General features: G+C 56.5%; 21 protein-coding genes. 14 read left to right on the top strand and 7 right to left on the bottom strand.

Annotation, left to right across the window (positions count from 1 at the left end):
* Positions 1-161 precede the first annotated feature (161 nt).
* From guaB to GOW48_RS03180, 3 genes are all read left to right on the top strand, one after another.
* Positions 162-1610 (top strand): IMP dehydrogenase, encoded by a 1449-nt coding sequence (gene guaB, locus GOW48_RS03190; RefSeq protein WP_170354234.1) that lies wholly within the window; start codon positions 162-164, stop codon positions 1608-1610.
* A 73-nt stretch (positions 1611-1683) separates the two neighbouring features.
* Entirely contained in the window at positions 1684-2841 is a 1158-nt protein-coding gene (locus GOW48_RS03185; protein ID WP_170751300.1) for an RsmB/NOP family class I SAM-dependent RNA methyltransferase, read from the top strand.
* A gap of 171 nt (positions 2842-3012) precedes the next feature.
* Positions 3013-5238, top strand: coding sequence for an ATP-binding protein (locus tag GOW48_RS03180; protein WP_234899461.1), 2226 nt, complete (start codon positions 3013-3015; stop codon positions 5236-5238).
* Positions 5239-5242: 4 nt separating this feature from the next.
* Here the strand turns inward: GOW48_RS03180 and GOW48_RS03175 are convergent, their stop codons facing one another.
* Positions 5243-5836, bottom strand: a complete 594-nt coding sequence (locus GOW48_RS03175; protein ID WP_170751296.1) for a gamma-glutamyl kinase — start codon at positions 5834-5836, stop codon at positions 5243-5245.
* 192 nt (positions 5837-6028) lie between these two features.
* Between GOW48_RS03175 and recA the strand changes: the two genes are divergently transcribed.
* From recA to GOW48_RS03155, 4 genes are all read left to right on the top strand, one after another.
* Positions 6029-7096: a recombinase RecA gene (gene recA / locus GOW48_RS03170; RefSeq protein ID WP_170354230.1), complete on the top strand. Its 1068-nt coding sequence runs from the start codon at positions 6029-6031 to the stop codon at positions 7094-7096.
* Between the two features lie 138 nt (positions 7097-7234).
* The gene (gene alaS / locus GOW48_RS03165; RefSeq protein WP_170751294.1) at positions 7235-9904 is read left to right on the top strand and encodes an alanine--tRNA ligase; all 2670 of its coding nucleotides are present in this window, start codon (positions 7235-7237) and stop codon (positions 9902-9904) included.
* 1 nt (position 9905) lies between these two features.
* Positions 9906-10193 (top strand): DUF1330 domain-containing protein, encoded by a 288-nt coding sequence (locus tag GOW48_RS03160; protein ID WP_170751292.1) that lies wholly within the window; start codon positions 9906-9908, stop codon positions 10191-10193.
* Between the two features lie 362 nt (positions 10194-10555).
* Positions 10556-11158: a transglutaminase-like cysteine peptidase gene (locus GOW48_RS03155; protein WP_170751290.1), complete on the top strand. Its 603-nt coding sequence runs from the start codon at positions 10556-10558 to the stop codon at positions 11156-11158.
* A gap of 135 nt (positions 11159-11293) precedes the next feature.
* On the opposite strand, the gene GOW48_RS03150 is transcribed toward GOW48_RS03155, so the two are convergent.
* The 6 genes from GOW48_RS03150 to GOW48_RS03125 all read right to left on the bottom strand — a co-directional run bounded on the left by GOW48_RS03150 (position 11294) and on the right by GOW48_RS03125 (position 17021).
* Positions 11294-11857: a hypothetical protein gene (locus GOW48_RS03150; protein WP_170751288.1), complete on the bottom strand. Its 564-nt coding sequence runs from the start codon at positions 11855-11857 to the stop codon at positions 11294-11296.
* 518 nt (positions 11858-12375) lie between these two features.
* Positions 12376-14193 (bottom strand): translational GTPase TypA, encoded by a 1818-nt coding sequence (typA, locus tag GOW48_RS03145; protein ID WP_170751393.1) that lies wholly within the window; start codon positions 14191-14193, stop codon positions 12376-12378.
* A 74-nt stretch (positions 14194-14267) separates the two neighbouring features.
* Positions 14268-14603: a DMT family transporter gene (locus GOW48_RS03140; protein WP_170354226.1), complete on the bottom strand. Its 336-nt coding sequence runs from the start codon at positions 14601-14603 to the stop codon at positions 14268-14270.
* Positions 14604-14968: 365 nt separating this feature from the next.
* The gene (locus tag GOW48_RS03135) at positions 14969-16126 is read right to left on the bottom strand and encodes an HD domain-containing protein (RefSeq protein WP_170751286.1); all 1158 of its coding nucleotides are present in this window, start codon (positions 16124-16126) and stop codon (positions 14969-14971) included.
* Positions 16123-16368 carry a hypothetical protein gene (locus GOW48_RS03130; RefSeq protein WP_170751284.1) on the bottom strand — a complete coding sequence of 82 codons (246 nt, stop codon included), beginning with the start codon at positions 16366-16368 and terminating at the stop codon, positions 16123-16125. The genes GOW48_RS03135 and GOW48_RS03130 overlap by 4 nt, the downstream gene beginning before the upstream one ends.
* Entirely contained in the window at positions 16368-17021 is a 654-nt protein-coding gene (locus GOW48_RS03125) for an alpha/beta hydrolase (protein ID WP_142633729.1), read from the bottom strand. The genes GOW48_RS03130 and GOW48_RS03125 overlap by 1 nt, the downstream gene beginning before the upstream one ends.
* A 178-nt stretch (positions 17022-17199) precedes the next feature.
* Between GOW48_RS03125 and iscR the strand changes: the two genes are divergently transcribed.
* From iscR to GOW48_RS03090, 7 genes are all read left to right on the top strand, one after another.
* Entirely contained in the window at positions 17200-17658 is a 459-nt protein-coding gene (gene iscR, locus GOW48_RS03120) for a Fe-S cluster assembly transcriptional regulator IscR (protein WP_170354223.1), read from the top strand.
* Positions 17659-17706: 48 nt separating this feature from the next.
* On the top strand, positions 17707-18750 hold the full coding sequence (locus tag GOW48_RS03115; protein ID WP_170751282.1) for a cysteine desulfurase family protein: 1044 nt from the start codon (positions 17707-17709) through the stop codon (positions 18748-18750).
* Positions 18751-18768: 18 nt separating this feature from the next.
* Positions 18769-20289 carry a Fe-S cluster assembly protein SufB gene (sufB, locus tag GOW48_RS03110; RefSeq protein WP_170751280.1) on the top strand — a complete coding sequence of 507 codons (1521 nt, stop codon included), beginning with the start codon at positions 18769-18771 and terminating at the stop codon, positions 20287-20289.
* A 71-nt stretch (positions 20290-20360) separates the two neighbouring features.
* Entirely contained in the window at positions 20361-21116 is a 756-nt protein-coding gene (gene sufC / locus GOW48_RS03105) for a Fe-S cluster assembly ATPase SufC (RefSeq protein ID WP_170354220.1), read from the top strand.
* Positions 21116-22396, top strand: a complete 1281-nt coding sequence (locus GOW48_RS03100; protein WP_170354219.1) for a SufB/SufD family protein — start codon at positions 21116-21118, stop codon at positions 22394-22396. The genes sufC and GOW48_RS03100 overlap by 1 nt, the downstream gene beginning before the upstream one ends.
* Positions 22396-22881: a YIP1 family protein gene (locus GOW48_RS03095; RefSeq protein ID WP_170751278.1), complete on the top strand. Its 486-nt coding sequence runs from the start codon at positions 22396-22398 to the stop codon at positions 22879-22881. The genes GOW48_RS03100 and GOW48_RS03095 overlap by 1 nt, the downstream gene beginning before the upstream one ends.
* On the top strand, positions 22878-23444 hold the full coding sequence (locus GOW48_RS03090; protein WP_170751276.1) for a YIP1 family protein: 567 nt from the start codon (positions 22878-22880) through the stop codon (positions 23442-23444). Before GOW48_RS03095 ends, GOW48_RS03090 begins: the two co-directional genes overlap by 4 nt.
* Positions 23445-23456 lie beyond the last annotated feature (12 nt).

Raw genomic sequence — 23456 nt, 5'->3', positions numbered from 1 at the left:
AAAGGGAAAGGCCAATCAGCGGCAGGTTTTGCGCAACTTGCGTCGTTTTTCAGCGTGGCATCGGCTCGCGTTGGACAACTAGTTTAGGTCAGGGGCTTTTCCTTAGCTGCAATCCATGTCATAGGGTCGCCGTCAAACGGGGTTTTGCATGGGGTTAGCAGATGCAGATTCGTGAGGCACTCACATTTGACGACGTACTTCTGGTTCCGGGCGCATCTTCTGTGCTGCCCGCAACGGCGGATACGACCACGCGTGTGACGCGCGAGATTACCATGAACATTCCGCTGCTCAGCTCGGCTATGGACACGGTGACCGAGGCGCGAATGGCGATTGCTATGGCGCAGGCCGGTGGGATCGGTGTGATCCACAAGAACCTTACGACCGAGGAACAGGCCCGCGAAGTGCGCCGGGTCAAGCGGTTCGAATCCGGTATCGTTTACAACCCCGTGACATTGCGCGCCGATCAGACGCTGGCCGACGCGCAGGCGCTGGTCGAACGCTACAATTTCACCGGCTTCCCCGTCGTTGATTCCGATGGTCGCGTCGTGGGTATCGTGACCAACCGCGACATGCGCTTTGCGACCTCGGACGACACGCCGATCCACGCGATGATGACCACCGACAATCTGGCAATGCTTCAGGAGCCGGCTGATCTGGAGGAAGCCAAAAGTCTGATGAAGGCGCGCCGGATCGAAAAGTTGCTGGTCGTAGATGGCGCAGGCAAGCTGACCGGCCTGCTAACCCTGAAAGACACCGAACAAGCGGTGCTGAACCCCACCGCCTGCAAGGACCGTCTGGGTCGCTTGCGCGTTGCGGCGGCAACCTCGGTAGGCGATGCGGGGTTTGAGCGGTCGGAACAGCTGGTGGATTCGGGCGTCGACATCATCGTTGTGGACACCGCGCATGGCCACTCGCAAGGCGTGCTGGACGCGGTGCGGCGGGTGAAAACCCTGTCGAACGAAGTGCAGATCATCGCGGGAAATGTCGCCACCGGTGACGCGACCAAGGCGCTGATTGATGCGGGCGCGGATGCGATCAAGGTTGGGATCGGGCCGGGCTCGATCTGTACCACGCGGATGGTGGCCGGTGTGGGTGTGCCGCAGCTGACGGCGATCATGGATTGTGCCTCGGCTGCAGGAGACGTTCCGGTGATTGCCGATGGCGGCATCAAGTTCTCGGGCGATTTCGCCAAGGCGATTGCGGCGGGGGCGTCCTGCGCCATGGTCGGTTCAATGATCGCGGGCACCGATGAAAGCCCCGGTGAGGTTATTCTGTATCAGGGCCGCTCGTTCAAATCCTATCGCGGCATGGGCAGCCTGGGCGCAATGGCGCGTGGCTCGGCGGATCGCTATTTCCAGAAGGACGCCGCCAACGATAAGCTGGTGCCCGAAGGGATCGAGGGGCAGGTGCCCTATAAAGGGTCTGCCAGCGCTGTTGTGCACCAACTGGTCGGCGGTCTGCGCGCGGCCATGGGATATACCGGCTGTGCCACCGTGGAAGAGATGCGCAGGAACTGCAATTTCGTAAAGATCACGGGTGCAGGGCTGAAAGAAAGCCACGTGCATGACGTGCAGATCACTCGTGAAAGCCCGAACTATCGGGTGATGTAACCTGCTTTAAATTGCATTGCGGCGTCCCGTTCGGGCGCCGTTTTGTGTTTCTACAGACGCATGGGACGACTTTATGACCCCCGCAGCCCGCTTTCAGGCCTCTATTGAAATCCTTGACGAAATTCTCAGGGATGTTCCGGTCGAAAAGGCCCTGACAGGATGGGCGCGGCGCAGCCGTTTTGCCGGCTCCAAGGACCGGGCGGCTGTTAGGGATCACGTGTTCGGAGCGTTGCGGTGCAAACGGTCTTTCGCGGCGTTGGGCGGGGCCGAAACTGGGCGTGGCTTGATGCTTGGGGCCCTGAGGGCGGCAGGAAGTGACCCAAGCGATCTTTTCACCGGTGTTGGGCACGCCCCTTCGCCCGTTGGTGAGGACGAAACTGGGCGCGCATTCCTGTCTGAAGCCGAGCAATACGACATCCCCGACTGGTTGTGGCCAGTGTTTAAAGCCTCTTTGCAGGACCAGGCAATCAACGTAGCGCAAGCCTTGCAAACCCGTGCTCCGGTGCATTTGCGTGTCAACCTGATCAAATCGGATTCGGATCGCGCGATTGCTGCGTTGGCGGCAGATGGTATCACTGCCCGCGCGCATGACGCCTGCGACACTGCGTTGGAGGTTCTGGATGGCGCGCGTAAAGTCGCCCAGAGTCAGGCATTTTTGACTGGGCTGGTCGAACTGCAAGACGCAGCCAGTCAAGCCATCGTTGCCGATCTGAATTTGCAACCAGGTCAGCGCGTTTTGGACTATTGCGCGGGCGGAGGTGGAAAATCACTTGCCATTGCGGCGCATGTCGGGGTCGAAGTTTTTGCTCATGATGTTAATCCTGCGCGAATGAGAGATTTGCCTGATCGGGCCGAACGCGCAGGGGCGCAAGTCACAATCCTGACGCCTGATGCGGTGCGGTCGCAAGCACCTTTCGATGTGGTGCTTGTTGATGCTCCATGTTCGGGCAGCGGTTCCTGGAGACGCGCCCCGGCAGGAAAATGGGCTTTGACCCCGGAGCGTCTAAAGGAGTTGAGCGCGCTGCAATTAAGCATTCTCGAGGAAACATCTGGTTTTGTTCCCCCGGACGGAACGTTAGCTTATGCGACCTGTTCTATGCTGAACCCGGAAAACCAAGAAGTCGTTGAAAATTTCCTCGGTTCGCATTCCGGCTGGAACATGTCCTATCAGAAATTGTGGCTCGCAGCACACGGAACAGACGGTTTCTTCACCGCACACTTGACGCGGTAGTTTTGATAAAAATAGCAAGCATAGGTAGAGTGGCCGCGATTTCGTTAAGCGGTCTTTAACCTTATTTGGGCTTACTGGCGACAGGCCCAACGAGCTGAGTTCTTAATGACTGAAGTTTCAAGTTTTTTGTCGGATCCTTCCATAAGGAAATCTCCGATTCCACTGCGACTGATGTCCGTGTTGGTATTTGGCATCGTCATCGGACTTGCACCTCTCACAAATGTTTTGCCGACCGGCTGGAAGACTGAGTTCGCCGTCGCCGGAATTTCATTGTTCACGGCAGGAGTTCTGGTCGCACTCAAGGGTTGGTTTGCGGATTGGTCTATCCGACGTGCCATTGAAGTTATGAGTACTTTCACTGAACAGGACTTGTTTCCAGGCGTCATTGCCAATGCGGACGGGCTTGTTCTTTCGTCAAACGCAGCTGCCAGAATTCAGTTACACGCTTTCCCCGGTAACCGGTTGGAAAGCTGCTTGATGTCAGTTTTCGCCAATCCAGCGTCAATCCTTTTACGTCTTCAGTCTCTGGCTGAGATTCACGGAAAGTCCAGCGAAGATGTGGTGACTATCGGGTCTACCATCCCGGTGACAGTATTCTCGGTCGGGCACGATCTGTATTGCTGGCGGTTTCACCTTGGGGCTGAAGGCCGTTGGGATGATGTGGCAGTTCCTGTTTTGACACTTGGGCGAAATGGAACTGTGCTGAGGGCCAATGGAATGGCCGAGCATGTATTGGGCTACAAACCGGAAAACACAGATCAAGTCTTCAATTCCGGCCAACCTGCACCGGGTGAGATCACACAGGCCAACGCCTCAAGCGCCCCGTTGAATGTCACCGTGGCAGAGCTTTCTCGTTCGGGGTCTGCGCGTGAAATGCTGGTTTTACCTGTCCAAGTGACCACGCCACCGACAACAGAAACACGTTTTGCGGATTTGCCGGTTCCAATCATGTGCATCGCACCGGACGGGGTCGTTCTGGATGCAAACAGATTGGCAATCAAACTGGTTGGCGATTTTCAGAAAGGCGAGACGAATGTCTCGCAAATGATGCAGGGATTGGGTTACCCGATTCAGGAGTGGTTGTCGCGCGCCGCTATCGAGGACGCCACGCCCAAATCCGAATTTTTGCGCCTGACACGGCAAGACAAAGACGTATTCGTTCAGGTGACGCTGAACAGAGTGGTTAATGATGGTCAGGTGTGCCTGATTGCCGTGCTCAACGATGCGACCGAGCTTAAGACACTTGAGGCTCAGTTTGTGCAGGGACAAAAGATGCAGGCTGTCGGGCAGCTTGCCGGTGGTGTCGCGCATGATTTCAACAACTTGCTGACAGCAATATCCGGTCATTGTGACCTGCTATTGCTGCGGCACGATCAGAATGACCCGAACTACGGTGATCTGGTGCAGATAAACCAGAATGCGAACAGGGCGGCTGCTCTGGTCAGTCAACTGTTGGCTTTTTCGCGCAAGCAAACACTTCAGCCAGAGGTTCTGGACCTGCGCGACACAATTTCGGATCTGATTCACTTGTTGAACCGGCTGGTCGGTGAGAAAGTGCGTTTGACACTCAGCCACGATCCAGTCCTAAAGCCCGTGCGCGCCGACAAAAGACAGCTTGAACAGGTGTTCATGAACCTTGTGGTCAATGCCCGTGACGCGATGCCCGAAGGCGGGGAGGTTCGGATCGAAACCGAAGTCGTTTCGCTGACGGATTCTTTGCGCCGCGACCGCGCGACAGTTCCGCCGGGCGAGTATGTGACTGTAAAAGTCGTCGACAGTGGGGTGGGTATACCGGCAGACAAGCTGCAAAAAGTCTTCGAGCCGTTCTATACCACAAAAAGAACCGGCGAAGGTACGGGTCTGGGTCTTTCGACGGTGTATGGCATAGTCAAACAGACGGGCGGGTTTATTTTCGTCGACAGCGTGCAAGGGCAGGGCACGGAATTTACGGTGTTCTTGCCGATTTCAGCCACGCCGCAGAAAATCGAGCCCAGCCAAGACGTACAGCCCGAAGTTCTGAATGCCCGCCAGGGCGAAGGCGTCGTCTTACTGGTTGAGGATGAAGCACCGGTTCGTGCGTTTGCTACGCGGGCTCTGCGCTTGAAAGGTTACACGGTGCTCGAGGCCGACTCGGGTGAAGAAGCGTTGAGACTGCTAGAAGATGAAACATTGCATGTAGATGTGTTTGTAACCGATGTCGTGATGCCCGGACTCGATGGTCCAACCTGGGTACGAACTGCGATGGAAAAGCGCGCAGATGTGCAGGTTATCTTCATGTCCGGTTACACCGAAGGCGCGTTCGGAGATTCGGGACCTGAGATCGCAAACTCGGCCTTTTTGCCGAAACCATTCTCATTGAACCAATTGACCGAAGCGGTGTTTCGGCAAATGAACTGATACGCTACTGCGCTTTTTCGTGGCACTCAAATTCCAGCGCATGACGTTTGCGGAACTTCTGTTCAGTCTTTGCACTTAGCGCCAAGTCACGGGTTGGAGAGACGTTTTCGCGCTGCAGAGCAATCTTCATGTCCAGTCGGTTTTCCAGAAAATCCAGAATCTTGTCTTGATTCTCGTATTTGAACACATGATCCGCACCGCGGCCATTGCTGCGCGTGCGGAAAAACTGACTCTGACTGCCGACATCTGCGTATTCGGGGCGGGGTGACTTCATATAGGCCTGAACGTAGTCATCGAAGCTCATGTCGCGGGTCGAGTGCGGATGCCCAATCCGTTCGTCACGGCTACGAAACTTGTACCAACTGCCTAACCAGTCGATTGGTTCCCGGACGACGGCCATGATCTCCATGTCAGTGTCATACATTTTTCGGAAGATATTCTGAAAAAACCTGTCACATCGCCGAACTGGAGCGTGTTTCAATGCCGGAGGACCGGTCACGACAAGGTCCGCCCGGTCTTTCAGAGCTGAGTGATATGCGGTGCTGCCGGTTTTGGGAACAGCCAGAAACGCCAGGCGTTCCTCATAGAAAACAAGCATTTATGTGTCTGCCAGAACGAGTGGTTATCTTTGTACAGTGGCGTAAACGACTCTTTAACACAATTGCCCAAGAGTAAATATTGTAAGTTTTAGTTGAAATGTTCTCTTTTTGATCTCATAAGGAACAAGAGGCGAACAAAGCAGTGATTGCCGCCCGTTCAAGGGTGTGACACAAGAGAAGGCGACAGGACAATGGCGGATCTTCTGACGATGAGCGACAAGAAAAACGCAGACAAGCAAAAGGCGCTCGACAGCGCGCTGGCCCAGATTGAACGGCAGTTCGGCAAGGGTTCGATCATGAAGCTGGGTGAGGACTCCAAACAGGATATCGAGGCCAGCTCGACCGGCTCGCTGGGTCTGGATATCGCGCTGGGGATCGGCGGCTTGCCGATGGGCCGGATTGTTGAGATTTACGGGCCAGAAAGCTCGGGCAAGACGACGCTGACGCTGCATTGCATTGCAGAACAGCAAAAGCGTGGCGGTGTCTGTGCGTTCGTTGACGCGGAACACGCGCTGGACCCGCAATATGCCCGCAAGCTGGGTGTCGATCTGGATGAGTTGCTAATCTCACAGCCCGACACCGGAGAACAGGCGCTTGAGATCACCGATACGCTGGTCCGCTCGGGCGCGGTGAACATGGTTGTGGTCGACTCGGTTGCAGCGCTGACGCCGAAATCCGAGCTTGAGGGCGACATGGGCGACAGCAATGTCGGCGTGCAGGCCCGTTTGATGAGCCAGGCAATGCGCAAGCTAACCGGTTCGATCAGCCGTTCGAACTGTATGGTGATCTTCATCAACCAGATACGGATGAAAATCGGTGTGATGTTTGGCAGCCCGGAGACGACCACTGGGGGTAACGCGCTGAAATTCTACAGCTCGGTTCGTTTGGACATCCGGCGTATCGGCGCGATCAAGGACCGCGACGAAGTGGTCGGCAATCAGACCCGCGTCAAGGTCGTCAAGAATAAGGTGGCCCCGCCGTTCAAACAGGTGGAATTCGACATCATGTATGGCGAGGGCATCAGCAAGATGGGCGAGCTGCTGGATCTGGGCGTTAAGGCCGGTGTGGTTGAGAAGTCGGGCTCTTGGTTCAGCTACGGGGACGAGCGGATCGGGCAGGGGCGTGAGAATGCCAAACAATATCTGCGCGACAACAGCCGCTCGGCGCTGGAGATTGAGGACAAAATCCGCGCTGCGCATGGGTTGGATTTCGATATGCCGCCCGGTGCCACTGAGGACGACGATATTTTAGAAGCCTGACGGCATCCCGGAATTGTGAACGCAGGGCGGTCCATTGGGGCCGCCTTGTTTCGTTTGCGCAGCCTCACCTGTGGACTATCCGCAGGGACAGCGATAAACCCGTTTTCGAACAAGATGATTGCGCGCTGAGAGAGCCTAATGCCCACGCTGAACGATATCCGATCGACCTTTCTGAACTATTTCGCCAAACAGGGGCATGAAGTTGTGGCGTCCAGCCCGCTCGTGCCGCGCAATGACCCTACCCTGATGTTCGTGAACTCGGGCATGGTGCAGTTCAAGAACCTGTTCACCGGGCTTGAGACGCGCGATTACAGCCGGGCGACCACTGCGCAGAAGTGTGTGCGCGCAGGTGGCAAACACAACGATCTGGACAATGTGGGCTATACCGCGCGCCACCATACATTCTTTGAGATGCTGGGGAATTTCTCGTTTGGGGATTACTTCAAGCATGAGGCGATCCCCTTCGCGTGGGAGCTGATCACCAAGGAATTCGGCATCGACAAGAACCGCCTGCTGACCACGGTCTATCACACCGACGATGAAGCTTTCGAAATCTGGAAAAAGGTCGGCGTGCCCGAAGACCGGATCATCCGCATCGCCACCAATGACAATTTCTGGCAGATGGGCCCGACCGGCCCGTGCGGCCCGTGCACCGAGATTTTCTATGACCACGGCGATCACATCTGGGGCGGCCCTCCGGGCTCGGCCGAGGAAGATGGCGACCGGTTCATCGAAATCTGGAACATCGTGTTCATGCAGAATGAACAGTTCGAGGATAGCTCGATGGTGGAGCTGGACATGCAGTCCATTGACACCGGCATGGGGCTGGAGCGGATCGGCGCGCTGCTGCAGGGCAGCCATGACAACTATGACACCGACCTGTTCAAAACGCTGATCGAAGCGTCTGCCGATGCCACCGGCGTTGATCCTTATGGCGATCAGAACGTGCATCACCGCGTGATTGCGGATCACCTGCGGTCGACCTCGTTCCTGATTGCCGATGGAGTGATGCCCAGCAATGACGGGCGCGGCTATGTTCTGCGTCGGATCATGCGCCGCGCCATGCGCCATGCGCATCTGCTGGGCGCGAAAGATCCGGTAATGCATCGCCTCGTGCCCTCGCTGGTGCAGCTTATGGGTGCGCAATATACGGAACTGGGACAGGCGCAGGTGCTGATCGAAGAAACACTGCTGCTTGAGGAAACTCGGTTCAAGCAGACCTTGGATCGCGGTCTGAAACTGCTGGATGATGAGGTCGCGGGCCTGCCCGAAGGTGAGGCTCTGCCCGGTGATGCGGCGTTCAAGCTCTATGACACCTATGGCTTCCCGCTGGATTTGACGCAGGATGCGCTGCGTGAAAAGGGCCGGACCGTGGATACCGACGGGTTCGATGCAGCCATGGCCGAACAAAAGGCCAAGGCGCGCGCTGCTTGGGCGGGCTCGGGCGAGGCGGCGGATCAGGCCGTTTGGTTTGACGTGCTGGACAGCGCCGGGGCCACGGATTTCCTTGGCTATGATGCCGAAAAAGCCGAAGGGCAGGTGGCTGCTCTGGTCGTGGATGGCGCGCTGGTCGACACCATCGAGCAGGGTGGCACCGGTTGGGTCATCGTGAACCAGACCCCGTTCTATGGTGAGGCCGGTGGTCAGGTCGGGGATACCGGCGAAATTCGGCGGCTTGAAAATTTGCAGGATGTGGCCAAGGTCGAAGACACGCGCAAATTTGCCGAAGGTAAGGTCTATGCGCATAAGGTGACCGTCAGCCAGGGCACGCTGTCCAAAGGCGACGGGGTCGAGCTTGAGGTCGATCACACCCGCCGCAGCGCGATCCGGGCAAACCACTCGGCCACGCACCTGCTGCACGAGGCGCTGCGCGAAACGCTGGGCGACCATGTGGCGCAGCGCGGCTCTTTGAACGCGGCGGACCGGCTGCGGTTCGACTTCAGCCACTCCAAAGCGCTGAGCGTCGAAGAACTGCAAAAAGTCGAGCGTGAAGTGAACGTATTCATTCGCCAGAATTCGGCCGTCGAGACGCGGATCATGACGCCCGACGACGCGCGGGATCTGGGCGCGCAGGCGCTGTTTGGTGAGAAATACGGTGACGAGGTGCGGGTTGTCTCGATGGGCAAAGCGCCCACGGGTAAAGGTCAGGATGGCGAAACATGGTCGATTGAACTGTGCGGCGGCACCCATGTGCGCCAGACCGGGGATATCGGCACTTTTGTGGTGTTGGGCGACAGTGCCAGCAGCGCCGGTGTGCGCCGGATCGAAGCTCTGACCGGGGATGAGGCGTTCCGCCACCTGTCGGCGCAGGATCAACGGTTGGGCCAGATTGCGTCCGAGTTGAAGGCGCAGCCTGATGATGTGGTTGGGCGCGTGAAATCCCTGCTGGACGAACGCAAAGCGCTGCAGAACGAAGTGGCCCAATTGCGCCGTGATCTGGCGATGGCGGGCGGTTCGGGGCAGGGCAGTGCTGAGGCGAAGGATGTGAACGGTGTACCGTTCTTGGCGCAGGCGCTGAGCGGCGTTTCCGGAAAAGACCTTCCCGCGTTGATCGACGAACACAAAAGCCGTCTTGGGTCAGGTGCGGTTCTGCTGATCGCGGATGCGGGTGGCAAGGCGGCTGTAGCGGCTGGAGTGACCGCGGACCTGACCGAAAAGGTCTCGGCCGTGGATCTGGTGCGCGCCGCAGTGGTCGAGCTGGGCGGCAAGGGCGGCGGTGGTCGCCCGGACATGGCGCAAGGCGGTGGCCGAGATGCGTCGAATGCGGATGCGGCCATCAAGGCCGCCGAACAGGTATTGGAGGGGTAACATGCCCGCACTTTGGATCGCACATGTCACTGTGACGGACAACCAGGCTTACGGAAAATACGCCGAGTTGGCGGGTCCGGCGATTGCCGCCCATGGGGGGCAATTCATTGCACGTGCTGCACGCTATGTGCAGCTTGAGGGAAAAGAGCGCCCGCGTAATGTAGTAGCCAGATTCCCTTCGGTCGAAGCTGCTGTCGATTGTTACAATTCGCCCGACTACCAAAAGGCCCTTGACCACGCACGTGGTGCGAGTGAACGCGAATTGGTCGTCGTCGAAATCACCGAATAGAATCATCAAGGCCGTCTGGTGAATGCTGACGGACGGCCTAGAGAATGCGCGGATTTCGGCCTATATGTTATCTGGCCGTTTCAGTGAATTTAGTTTTGAAATTTTTTTCTGTTTTTTAAATAATAACAATACCTTGTATTTTATATATGCACGTTTTCGCTCTCGTTGGTTGCCTCAATTGTGGCAGTAACCCGACAAATTCAGCGCGAAATGGTCATGAAAAGTGACGAATTTCCGCCTCTTTTTCCATCCACCTTAAGCCCAGATTGCGCTGCCGCGTCCGTTTACCGATAGTTTCCTAAATCGGAATACGGTCCTGTCTGTCGACAATCGTTCGGAGAGACCAGGATCGAGGGACAGGCATGAATTCGTTTGTAGAGCAGGCGTTCACCGCGACAGGCAAGGTTTTGGGTGTTTGCGCGATTCTCGCGGCGGTCAGTGTCGTTGGGAAATCTGTGGAAGCCAGCGAAGGAGACTTCATCAGGAGCGTGGCATCTACACCTCCGCCTGCCGGAGCAAGACAGCTGTGTCGCCAATACTCATGGGCATGTTCCAGCACTGCTTCGGTGGCGATGACAAGCCAGCAGGAATTGCAGATTGTTAAACGCGTGAATCGTAAGATCAATCGGACTACGCGTGAAGTTACGGACCAATCTCAGTATAGAACCGTAGAGAGATGGGCGTTGCCGACCAGACGTGGTGGGGACTGCGAAGACTTTGCTCTTTTGAAAAAAAGAGATCTAATTCGCGCAGGAATTGACCCAAGTAAATTGCTGATAGCGACTGTGCTGGATACGCGAAGAAATGCGCATGCCGTTTTGGTCTACAGATCCGCAGCGGGTGATCTGGTGCTGGATAATTTGACCAACACGATCAAACCGTGGTCGGATACCCGGTATCTTTTCTTACGGATGCAAGACCCACGACAGCCAGAGAATTGGGTGGGTGTCTACCGCCGTAGTTAATTTGTGACCACTTGGTCAATGGAGATTACCAAAGAAACGGGGCGCCAATTTTGGCGCCCCGCTTATTTTGATCTTTGTTTGTATTGTCCGCAATAAGAGTGTTTTGCGATCCTCATTGCGTTCAACCAGAGTCAGTTAGTTGAAAATACCACCTGACCCGCCGTTGCCGCCGCCGACACCACCGACATTTCCACCATTGCCGTTGCCGTTGGTGCCGCCGCTGTTGCCGTTGTTGTTGCCGCCGTTTCCGGAACCTTGGCCTGATCCATTTGTGTTACCGCCGCCGTTGCCGGAATTGGGGCTATTCCCGTTGCCATTTCCGGGTCCGCCAAAGATGCTGCCACCGTTTCCGTTGCCGTTCCCGTTTCCGGTCCCGTTGCCACCACCATTGCCATTGCCATTGTTGCCGCCACCATTGCCGGTGCCGGGGCCGGACCCTCCGGTGTTGCCACCGCCGTTACCGGGGTTGGGGTTGTTACCATTACCATTTCCTGGGCCGCCGGTTCCACCGCCGCCGCCGCCGGTTCCGCCACCACCTGGGTTCGTCGGGCCACTGCCTGGATTAGTTGGGCCACCGCCTGGATTAGTTGGACCACTGCCACCGGTACCACCGCCGAAAGTTAGGCCCTCACCAGGATTTGCGTCGCCATCACCGGATCTTTGATTGTTTGAAATGCTGGCGGTGGGAATATCAGTCAACACGGCTGCGAAAGCCGGACAACTTTCCAATGTTCTGGCCAAGATGTCATCAAAATCAGGCCTGCGTTGCAGGTACCGCAACATCCTGGATTCCACGACCTCACAAGCACAAAGTGTTTCCGTGGAAACGGACTGGCGAGCTGTTTTAATAGTGCACTTCTCGGCAGCTGTAGCTGCCGTTGTCGACACAATTGGAATAGTTGCTGACACAAAAACAATAGATAATAAACGACTTTTAACGCGCATGATTACGCCCCCTGGTACTCTTTAACCTGTGCTACCTGAGCACACCGTTGCCACAATTTAAACATAAATAGATCAATCCCTCGCCGTATTTTCAAGATGTGTGACAACAAGAAAACGGGAAAAAACTCTCGTTATGGTGGAACGATATTGAAAAACAAAAGAAAAGCCCGCCGGAGTGGCGGGCCTTGTTTTTGTTAATTTTGCATTAATGTACGCAAAAATGTCACTAATGGGGCAATGTTTCCAATCAGTGAACTATTTCACTGAAAGGTCTACGCAGATTTTGCCATGCGCTTGCGTTCGTGCGGATCCAAAAAGCGTTTACGCAACCGGATGGCGTTAGGCGTCACCTCAACCAGTTCGTCATCGTCGATATAGGCGATGGCTTCCTCAAGTGAGAACTGAACATGAGGTGTCAGGCGGACGGCGTCATCCGATCCGCTGGCACGTACGTTGGTCAGTTTTTTGCCCTTAAGTGGGTTCACTTCCAGATCATTGTCCCGTGAATGCTCTCCGATGACCATACCTTGATAGACATCCGTCTGCGGACCCACGAACATGCGGCCACGCTCTTCGAGGTTCCACAGGGCGTAGGCGACGGCCTGTCCGTTCTCCATCGAGATCAGAACACCAGCGCGGCGGCCGGGAATCGGGCCTTTGTGTGCCGCCCAGCCGTGGAACACGCGGTTCAGAACACCGGTTCCGCGCGTGTCGGTCAGGAACTCTCCGTGATAGCCGATCAGTCCGCGCGAAGGCACATGCGCGATGATGCGGGTCTTTCCTGCACCGGCGGGGCGCATTTCGACCAGCTCGCCTTTGCGCGCGCCTGTGATCTTTTCGATCACAGCACCCGAGTATTCATCGTCAACGTCAATCGTGACTTCCTCAATGGGCTCCAGACGCTGGCCGTCTTCTTCGCGGAACAGAACCTGCGGGCGAGAGATGCTGAGCTCAAATCCCTCGCGGCGCATGTTCTCGATCAGAACACCCATCTGCAATTCGCCGCGGCCTGCAACCTCGAAGGCTTCGCCGCCGGGAGTGTCGGTGATGCGGATGGCGACGTTCGATTCGGCCTCTTTCATCAGGCGGTCGCGGATCACACGGGACTGCACCTTTTTGCCGTCGCGACCGGCCAGAGGCGAGTCGTTGATGCCGAAAGTCACAGTGATAGTCGGCGGGTCAATCGGTTGGGCGGGCAGGGCCTCTTCGACCTGAGGTGCGACCAGCGAGTCGGCTACGGTGGCTTTGCTCATGCCCGCGATGGTGACGATGTCACCAGCTTCGGCCACGTCGATGGGCTGTTGCGCCAGGCCGCGGAAGGCCAGGATTTTCGAAGCGCGGAAGTTTTCGATCAGCGTGCCGTCGCGCGACAGCGCCTTGAGGCTGTCGCCCGCCTTCAGCGTACCGCTTTCCACACGGCCGGTCAGGATGCGGCCGATGAACGGGTCGCTTCCCAGCGTGGTGGCCAGCATACGGAACGGCTCGTCTTTCTTTTCGGCTTGTTTGGGGGCCGGGACGTGATCCACGACCAGATCAAACAGCGCGGTCAGGTCCTTGCGGGGGCCGTCCAGTTCCATATCTGCCCAACCAGACCGGCCCGAGGCATACATGGCTGGGAAGTCCAGCTGATGGTCATCGGCACCGAGGTTGGCGAACAGGTCAAAGCACTCATCCAACGCGCGGTCAGGTTCGGCGTCGGGTTTGTCGACTTTGTTCAACACCACGATCGGGCGCAGGCCCAGCGCCAGCGCTTTCGAGGTCACAAACTTGGTCTGGGGCATCGGGCCTTCGGCGGCATCGACCAGCAGGACCACACCGTCCACCATCGACAGGATACGCTCAACCTCGCCACCGAAATCGGCGTGGCCGGGGGTGTCAACGATGTTGATACGGGTGCCTTTCCACTCGACCGAAGTCGCTTTGGCAAGGATGGTGATCCCACGCTCGCGCTCCAGATCGTTGCTGTCCATGGCGCGTTCCGCCACAGCCTGATTTTCCCGGAACGCGCCGGATTGTTTAAGCAGCTCATCCACCAGGGTCGTTTTGCCGTGGTCAACGTGAGCGATGATTGCGATATTGCGCAGGTCCATGAGGTCAGCCTTTGAACGGGAAGTTGCCGCGCGCATAACGCGACGCGGCAAAATATGCCAGCCCTAACCGCCCGTCAGTGACCCGTAGTGTTGGAAAACAGGTGAATAACCAGAATTCCAGACAAAATCATGACCAAACCTATCACCGCGGGCCAGTCCAGCCTCTGCCCAAAAACGATAAAACCGATCACAGCAATCAGCACAATGCCCAAGCCCGACCAGATGGCATAAACGATCCCAACTGGCATGAACTTTAGAGTCAAGCCAAGCAGATAGAACGCGATTGCGTAGCCAACCACGACCAATACAGAGGGCCAGAGCCGCGTGAATTGCTGACTGGCTTGCAACGCGGTTGTGCCAATCGTTTCTGCGACCACTGCAAAAAGCAGGAAAAGATAGGCTTTAGGCAAAATAAGTCTCGGATTGAGTGTTGTTGAGCTCGTTGAACACAGATTTCAGGCATCTGGCAAGTCGTTTCGTTTGTTCCTGTGCACAAGTGAGGTGAGGTCAGGATAACCATACTGTTTTTACACGAGCTTTTTGAGATACTGTTCGACCAGTTATCAGTGTTTTTTAATCAGTAAGCTATGACGAATTTTGCTAAATCTGTCATCGTCGTATCGGCGATTGTTGTGGCGCTTGGGTGGCTAGCTGGCGGGGGGTCCGCTGAGAGAAGCGCAGCCAAAGATGTTGAGCGGGTAAACGGTTCTCAGGTTTGAGCGTCCGCTGGTACTTGGGGGGGAAAGAGGCGACTTGCCTCTTTCTCTTTTACCGTTCAAGTGGTCATCTTTTCTGAGAAATAGTTCTTGAGCTGTGGTTCCAACCAATTCCATAGTTGCGGTGCGCCACGGGTAATCGGGGTTCCAACGCGCGACTCGATCTGCGCGAATGTCACATCGTAGTCGACCCATGATCCGCCACCGGTGGCAAGGTTGCCAACAGGTGTTTGAAAACGGTCGACGGCCTTTGCAAATTTGGCATCGGGGCTCTCGGCGGCTTCAAACTCAAGCCACAAGGCTAGGCATTCAGTTCTTTGCTGGTTCGGCAATAGCCCGAACAGCCGATCGGCCGCCGCTTGTTCCTCGGCTGCTTGCGCCGCGTGGTCGACATGACCATGAATTGGATGATCACCTGCGTCGATTTCGACGATGTCGTGCAGCAGCAACATCCTTAGAACGCGACCAATGTCGACGTAAAATTCGGCGCAGTCTGCTAAGACCCAAGCGAACAGCATGATGTGCCACGAATGCTCGGCCGAGTTTTCAAATCGATCACCAGACAAAAGCCTGGATGCGCGATAGACGGATTTCAGTTGATCGCATTCCGCAAGGAACGGCAGCCTATCAGAAAACTCTGAACGTGGAGCAGGTTGGCCGTCGAACAAAGCGTAAGCGGCCTTGAAAGCGTCAGGAAGAGCGGTCTCGAGATAGGCCGCGCGTCCACCGTTCAGATTGTCGCGGACGACCGTCAGATGCTCTGGTTTGGGTTCCGGAGCGTTTAGGACCTGAAACAGAGGTTGGCAGCGATCAAGGCATTTTGCGAATTTCGCATCGGGCGTAGAATCCGCCTCGAACTCCTGCCAAAGCGTCAGAAAAGCGTCGGATTGGTCATCGGGTAACATTCCGAACAGTTCCTGAGCGGCGTTCTGTTCAGCGCGCTCAACCGACTTCCAGTCGGTTTTCAGATGGATGGGATGGTCACCGACGATGATTTCGACCAGATCATGCAGCAAAAGCATCCGAATGACCCGGTCAATCCGAACATTTGCGTCGGCAAGGGGGGCCATTACCAGTGCCCACAGCGCCAGATGCCAACTGTGTTCCGCCGAGTTTTCTTGCCGGGATTGATCCAGCAGCGTGTTCGCGCGTTCGACCGATTTCAGCTGGTCCGCGCGTTTCAGGAATTCTATTTGCGCGGACAGCCGATCCATCATTTCTTTTCTATCGCCTTAACTTTCTTGCGATGTTCCGCAAGGCGCTGGATCACGAATTGGCGGGCCTGACGCTCAGACAGCCGCACTCGAATTTCGGTCAGAAATGCCTCTTCCAGCGACTGTGAGGATGCCCCAAGCAGTTCGCCAACTTCGACATAAAAGCGATCCTCGCCGGTTTCATCCATCACCTTCAACGTGTCTTCGGCCAGTCTGCCGGCAAGTGTGGTGACTGTATCCGACATCAGCGTGTGTTCTCGGTCAGGCGGCGCTTCACGTAGTCACTGACATCTGTGATCAACGTGTCCATGTGGCGATCCTGGAAGAAATGGTCCGCGCCTTCCACTTCATTATGAGTGATTGTGATGCCTTTTTGCTCGTGCAGCTTGTTGACCAAGGCAGTGGTGTCTGCGGGCGGGGCCACGCGGTCCGACGACCCATTGATGATCAAGCCCGAGGACGGGCAGGGTGCGAGGAACGAGAAATCATACATGTTCGCCGGAGGAGACACGCTGATAAAGCCAGTGATCTCGGGGCGGCGCATCAGCAGTTGCATCCCGATCCACGCCCCGAAGGAAAACCCTGCTACCCAGCAGTGTTTCGAGTTGTTGTTCATCGATTGCAGGTAATCCAGTGCGGATGCCGCATCGCTGAGCTCACCCACGCCCTGATCGTACTCACCCTGGCTGCGACCCACGCCACGGAAGTTGAACCGCAGAACGGTGAACCCCATGTTGTAGAACGCGTAGTGCAGGTTGTAGACCACCTTGTTGTTCATCGTCCCGCCGAATTGTGGATGCGGGTGAAGCACGATGGCGATCGGTGCGTCTTTTTCCTTTTGCGGGTGGTAGCGGCCTTCCAGGCGGCCTTCTGGTCCGGGAAAAATCACCTCGGGCATGTGTGCGATGGTCCTGTCTTTTTCTTCTGGGTGCCCGGAAATACTTGACGATAATCGTTGGACACCTTAGAACGGTTCTAATTGTGATACTGGGCGCATGAGCGCTGCTTGTCGGAGATACGCACTGGCAGCGGCGGCGTCAATGATTTCGCGCGTAAACTGCCATGAGGGAATGCAAATGAAGCTGTCGACCAAGGGTCGTTATGCGATGGTGGCTCTAGCCGATATCGCCCTTCAGCCCTCGGACGGGCTGGTGACACTCAGCGAGATTTCAGCACGGCAAGACATTTCTCTGCCTTACCTCGAGCAGTTGTTCGTCAAGCTACGCAGGGCCGAGCTGGTGTCTTCGGTTCGGGGGCCGGGTGGTGGTTATCGCCTTGCCCGTCCAGCGTCCGAGATTCGCGTTGTTGAGATTTTGGCTGCCGTTGATGAAACAGTCGATGCTTTACAAAAAGGCGCTGGCGCAACTGGAGCTTTGTCCGGCAGCCGGGCGCAATCCCTAACCAATCGTCTATGGGAGGGCCTGAGCGCCCATGTGTATGTGTTCTTGCATCAAACGCGCCTTTCGGACGTGATCAAGAATGACCTGGCACCTTGTCCGGCCGTACCCAGCCTTTTTGCAGTTGTGGACGAATAGGATGGCATTTGCTGAAATCGAACTTCTGCGCTCTGAAAAGGTGAATCTGTGAATCGTATTTACCTGGATCACAATGCCACCACACCTCTGCGTCCAGAGGCTCGCGAGGCGATGATCTCCGCAATGGAGATTTGCGGCAATCCATCCTCGGTCCACGCTGAAGGGCGCGCAGCTAAGGCGCTTGTCGAGCGCGCAAGAGCACAGATTGCGGCTGCCTTTGGGGCCGAAGGGGCTGATGTCGTGTTTACTTCGGGTTCGACCGAAGGGGCTGCGCTGACACTAGAGGGGCGGGGCCTGCATGGGGCTGCAATCGAACATGATGCGGTCCGCGCGTGGACAGTGGAAGATTTGAGCGTGTCGAAAGAAGGTATGGTTGCGGTTTCAGCGCCGGACCAATCGACGCTGCAATACGCGAATTCCGAGACGGGTATCGTTCAATCATTGCCAGCAGGGTTGGCGGTGACCGATGCGACTCAGGCGTTTGGAAAATTACCAATCGCGTTCAACTGGCTGGATGCCCAGATGGCATTGATCTCGGCCCATAAGCTTGGCGGTCCAAAAGGCGTTGGCGCGGTTGTGATGAAGCGCGGCACGGATTTGCCCGCCCGGATCAAGGGTGGCGGTCAGGAAATGGGACGTCGCTCCGGGACAGAAAATGTTAGTGGAATCGTAGGGTTAGGGGCCGCAGCTGAAGCGGCCGCGCGCGATCTGTCCAATGGTGTTTGGGAGCAGGTCAAAGAATTTAGAAATATTCTAGAAAAGGCCCTTGAGGCCGGTTCTAAATCTACTATTTTTGTCGGGAAAGATCAGGAACGCCTGCCGAACACTCTGTGCTTCGCCACGCCCGGTTGGAAGGGTGAGACGCAGGTCATGCAGATGGATCTGGCTGGATTTGCGATTAGCGCAGGTTCGGCCTGCTCCAGCGGCAAGGTACGCGCAAGTGCGGTACTGACCGCGATGGGATTTGACGAGGTCACAGCTGCCAGCGCAATTCGCGTCTCGCTGGGGCCTGCGACAACGGAAGAAGATGTGCTGCGTTTCGCTGAAACGTGGCTTGAAAAAGAGAAAAAGCATCGCGCGCGGGCCGCGTGATCAGACGGAGGGTGTCTTATGGCCGCTTTGGACCAGACCCAGGTAAAAGAGGGTGTCGATCAGGAAACCGTGGATGCGGTACGCGAGGTCGGAACCTATAAATACGGCTGGGAAACCGATATCGAGATGGAATACGCGCCCAAGGGCGTGAACCCTGATATCGTCCGCCTGATCTCGGAAAAGAACGAAGAGCCCGAGTGGATGACCGAATGGCGTTTGGCCGCGTTCGAGCGCTGGACTCAGATGGATGAGCCGAACTGGGCGATGGTCAGCTATCCCAAGATCGATTTTCAGGACCAGTACTACTATGCCCGTCCCAAGTCGATGGAGGAAAAGCCCAAGTCTTTGGATGAAGTCGATCCTAAGCTGCTGGCTACTTACGAAAAGCTAGGTATCCCTCTGAAAGAACAGATGATTTTGGCGGGTGTCGAAGGTGCCGAGGATGCCCCGGCTGAGGGTCGCAAGGTTGCCGTGGACGCGGTGTTCGACTCGGTTTCTGTTGGCACCACGTTTCAGAAAGAGCTGAAACAAGCCGGCGTTATTTTCTGCTCGATCTCTGAGGCGATCCGCGAGCATCCCGAACTGGTCAAGAAGTATCTGGGATCGGTCGTTCCGGTCTCAGACAACTTTTATGCCACTCTGAACTCAGCCGTGTTCTCGGATGGCTCGTTCGTTTACATCCCGCCGGGCGTGCGCTGCCCGATGGAGTTGAGCACCTATTTCCGTATCAACGCGGAGAACACAGGCCAATTTGAACGCACGCTGATCATTGCCGATAAGGGCTCGTATGTGTCCTATCTGGAAGGCTGCACCGCACCCCAGCGCGATACCGCACAGCTGCACGCGGCTGTGGTCGAGATCATTATCGAAGAAGACGCCGAGGTGAAGTACTCGACGGTTCAGAACTGGTTCCCCGGTGATGAGAATGGCAAGGGTGGCATCTATAACTTTGTGACCAAACGCGCCGATTGCCGGGGCGATCGGTCCAAGGTGATGTGGACGCAGGTCGAGACCGGTTCGGCTGTAACCTGGAAATACCCGTCGTGTATTCTTCGGGGCGAAGAAAGCCAGGGCGAGTTCTATTCGATCGCCATCGCCAACAACTATCAGCAAGCCGACACCGGCACGAAGATGGTTCATCTGGGCAAGAACACCAAGTCGCGCATCGTTTCCAAGGGGATCAGCGCGGGTAAGGCGCAGAACACCTATCGCGGTCTGGTCTCAATGCATCCAAAGGCCAAGGACAGCCGCAATTATACCCAGTGTGACAGCTTGCTGATCGGCGACAAATGCGGGGCGCATACGGTGCCTTACATCGAGGTCAAGAACAACTCGTCCCGTGTGGAGCATGAGGCGACGACGTCCAAGGTGGATGACGATCAGCTGTTTTACTGCCGACAGCGCGGTATGGACGAGGAAGAGGCCGTGGCGCTGGTGGTAAACGGGTTCTGCAAGGACGTGTTGCAGGCGTTGCCGATGGAGTTTGCCATGGAAGCACAACAGCTTGTTGCGATCAGCCTTGAGGGTTCGGTCGGCTAAAGCCGCATCATTTCGAAATTCACAAAATATCGGGGCCGCGCGGTCCCTTGCGCTACGCAAAAGGGTAAAAAATGCTTGAAATCAAGAACCTGCACGTGAAGCTTGAGGAAGAAGAAAAGCAAATCCTCAAAGGTGTCGATCTGACGGTCGAGGACGGTAAGGTGCACGCGATCATGGGGCCGAATGGCTCGGGCAAGTCGACGCTCAGCTATGTGCTTTCGGGGCGCGACGGGTATGAAGTGACCGATGGGTCGGCGACTCTGGACGGCGAAGATCTGCTGGAGATGGAACCGGAAGAGCGCGCCGCCGCTGGTGTCTTTCTGGCGTTCCAATACCCGGTCGAAATTCCGGGCGTGGGCAACATGACCTTCCTGCGCACCGCCGTGAATGCCCAGCGCAAGGCGCGCGGCGAGGATGAGCTGTCGGCGGCTGACTTCCTGAAAGAAGTCCGCGCCAAGGCCAAGTCGCTGAAGATCGACGCAGACATGCTGAAACGCCCTGTCAATGTTGGCTTCTCGGGCGGAGAGAAAAAGCGCAACGAGATCCTGCAAATGGCGATGCTCGAACCCAAGATGTGCATCTTGGACGAAACCGACTCGGGTCTGGATGTGGACGCGATGAAGCTGGTGGCCGAGGGTGTGAACGCGTTGCGCGACGAGGGACGTGGGTTCCTGGTGATCACGCACTATCAGCGTTTGTTGGATCACATCAAACCGGACGTTGTGCACATCATGGCGGACGGCAAGATCGTCAAAACCGGTGGCCCCGATCTGGCGCTGGAGGTTGAAAACAACGGTTACGCAGACATTCTGGCCGAGGTGAACTGATGGCATTGCCCGAAGTGAAACAAACCGCAACCGAGGCGCGGCTGGCCAATCTGGTCATGCCCGACGCCGGTTGCACTCGAGCCGCGCGCGAAGACGCGCTGGCCCGTGTGCTGGAAATGGGTCTGCCCGGTCGCCGGGATGAGTATTGGAAATACACCCGCCCGGATACGCTGGTAGCGCCCGAGGCCCCTCGGGCCGCGCTGTTCGACCCGGATGAGGCCATGCTGTTCGCCGATCTGGACCGTTTGAAGATCGTTTTCGTTGATGGTGTTTTCAGCCCCGAACAGTCTGATGATTTGACGCTGGAAGGTGTCACTATCGATCGGATCGAGGATATCTGTTTCAAGGATATTCATTGGGCGAAAGAGCTGTACGGCGTGCTTGAAGCGCGTGGTCAATCGCCTGTGCAACGTCCTCTGGCGGCGTTGAATACGGCCTTCGCGGCGGATGGGATCGCGATCCATGTCTCGGGCAAACCGTCCAAGCCGATCAGCTTTATCTATCGCCATGCCTCTGAAACCTCGGACGCGATGCTGCACCATATCATCCGTGTCGAAAGCGGTGCCGAGGTGACGATCCTTGAAAACGGCCCTGCGGCTTCGCGTTTCAACAAATGCATGGAGATCGACATTGCCGATGGTGGGGTGTTGCATCACGTGCGGGCGCAAGGCCGGGATCACGAGCGTCGTGCCGCGACCCACATGTTCACGCGTCTGGGGCAGGAATCGGTCTACAAATCCTTCACCCTGACTGTGAATGGCGTGCTGACGCGCAACGAACAGGTGGTCGAGCTGACCGGAGACGATGCGGTAGCCCATGTTGCCGGTGCGTGCGTTGGTGACGGCGATTTCCATCACGACGATACCGTCTTCATCACTCATGACGCTGTGAATTGTGAAAGCCGTCAGGTGTTCAAGAAAGTGCTGCGCAACGGCGCGACAGGTGTGTTCCAGGGCAAGATCCTTGTGAAGGAGGGCGCTCAGAAGACCGATGGTTATCAGATCAGCCAGTCTCTACTGTTGGATGACGACAGTCAATTCCTCGCCAAGCCCGAGCTTGAGATCTATGCGGATGACGTGGCGTGTTCGCACGGCTCGACCTCAGGTGCGATTGATGAAACGGCGCTGTTCTATCTGCGCTCGCGCGGGGTTCCGACCAAGGAGGCAACCAACATGCTGACGCTGGCGTTTCTGGCCGAGGCCGTGGATGAGATCGAGGACGATGCCCTGTCGCAGGCCATTGTCGATCGCCTTGAAGGCTGGATGTCGCGGCACAGCTAATGCCGGTAACGTCGGATATAGTGGCCACGTATCGGGGGCCGGGGCGCGTTGTGCGCCGGCTTCTTGAACTGGGACAGCGCGAAGATCGGGCTTTGGTCTTTGTGATGGCGTTTTGTGTGGTCGCGTTCATCGCACAACTACCCAGTTTGTCCCGCCGCGCGCATCTTGAAGGTCTTGAGTTGAACATGCTTATGGGCGGTGCGCTTTTGGGCACTGTCATCATCCTGCCGCTGTTTTTCTACGCATTGGCCTTTGTGTCATATGGCGCAGCACGGCTGGTCGGAGGCAAGGGATCAGCCTATGGCGCCCGGGTGGCGCTGTTCTGGGCGCTTTTGTCGTCGACACCTTTGGTGTTGCTGAATGGCCTTGTGGCAGGCTTTATCGGGCCGGGTCCGGCATTGACGGGTGTTGGATTGATCTGGTTTGTGGTCTTTCTGTGGTTCTGGCTCTCGGGCCTCAGACAGGCGCAGAGGGTGTCGCAATGACAGTTCAGTCCGTACTAAACCTAGCTGTTCTAACAGTGACCAAGCCTTCTGATGCCGCGCGGCGATTACTGGCTTTGCAGCCGGGGCGCGAGGTTCTTTGGCTGGCATTTTTCCTGGCTATTGTGATGAACAGCTTGGGCCAGGTTGGTATCCAGCAGCTTGTCCCGGTGCCGCCAGGTGAAATCGCCTTACCACCCGAGCCTATTGTCCTGGGTTTGCTGAGGTCGGCCGGGGCAATGATGTTCAGTATCGTTGCGTTTCTTGTGATCGGACGCTTTCTTGGTGGGGTGGCCACGTTCAACGACTTCATGATCCTGATGGTCTGGTTGCAGTTCCTTCAGGTTGCAGCGCTGGTCTTAACGCTGGTGGTTTCGTTGGTGTTGCCCTTCTTGCTGGTGATGTTTGTGGTGGCGACTTTGATAATCAGCCTTTACGTCACACTCCATTTCATCAATGAAGCGCATAAGTTCGGTTCGATCTTAAAATCCTTTGGGGTCATCGTGTTGTCTGCACTGGTTGCAGTCCCATTTGTCCTCGTGTTGGTGCCCAGCGGCCCTGTCTAGGGAAGAAAATAC

Source organism: Ruegeria lacuscaerulensis (assembly GCF_013033355.1).
In the GTDB taxonomy this organism is placed as follows: Bacteria; Pseudomonadota; Alphaproteobacteria; order Rhodobacterales; family Rhodobacteraceae; genus Ruegeria; species Ruegeria lacuscaerulensis_A.
Note: the sequence above shows the minus strand (reverse complement) of the source record. Positions and strands in the feature narration are given on the sequence as shown.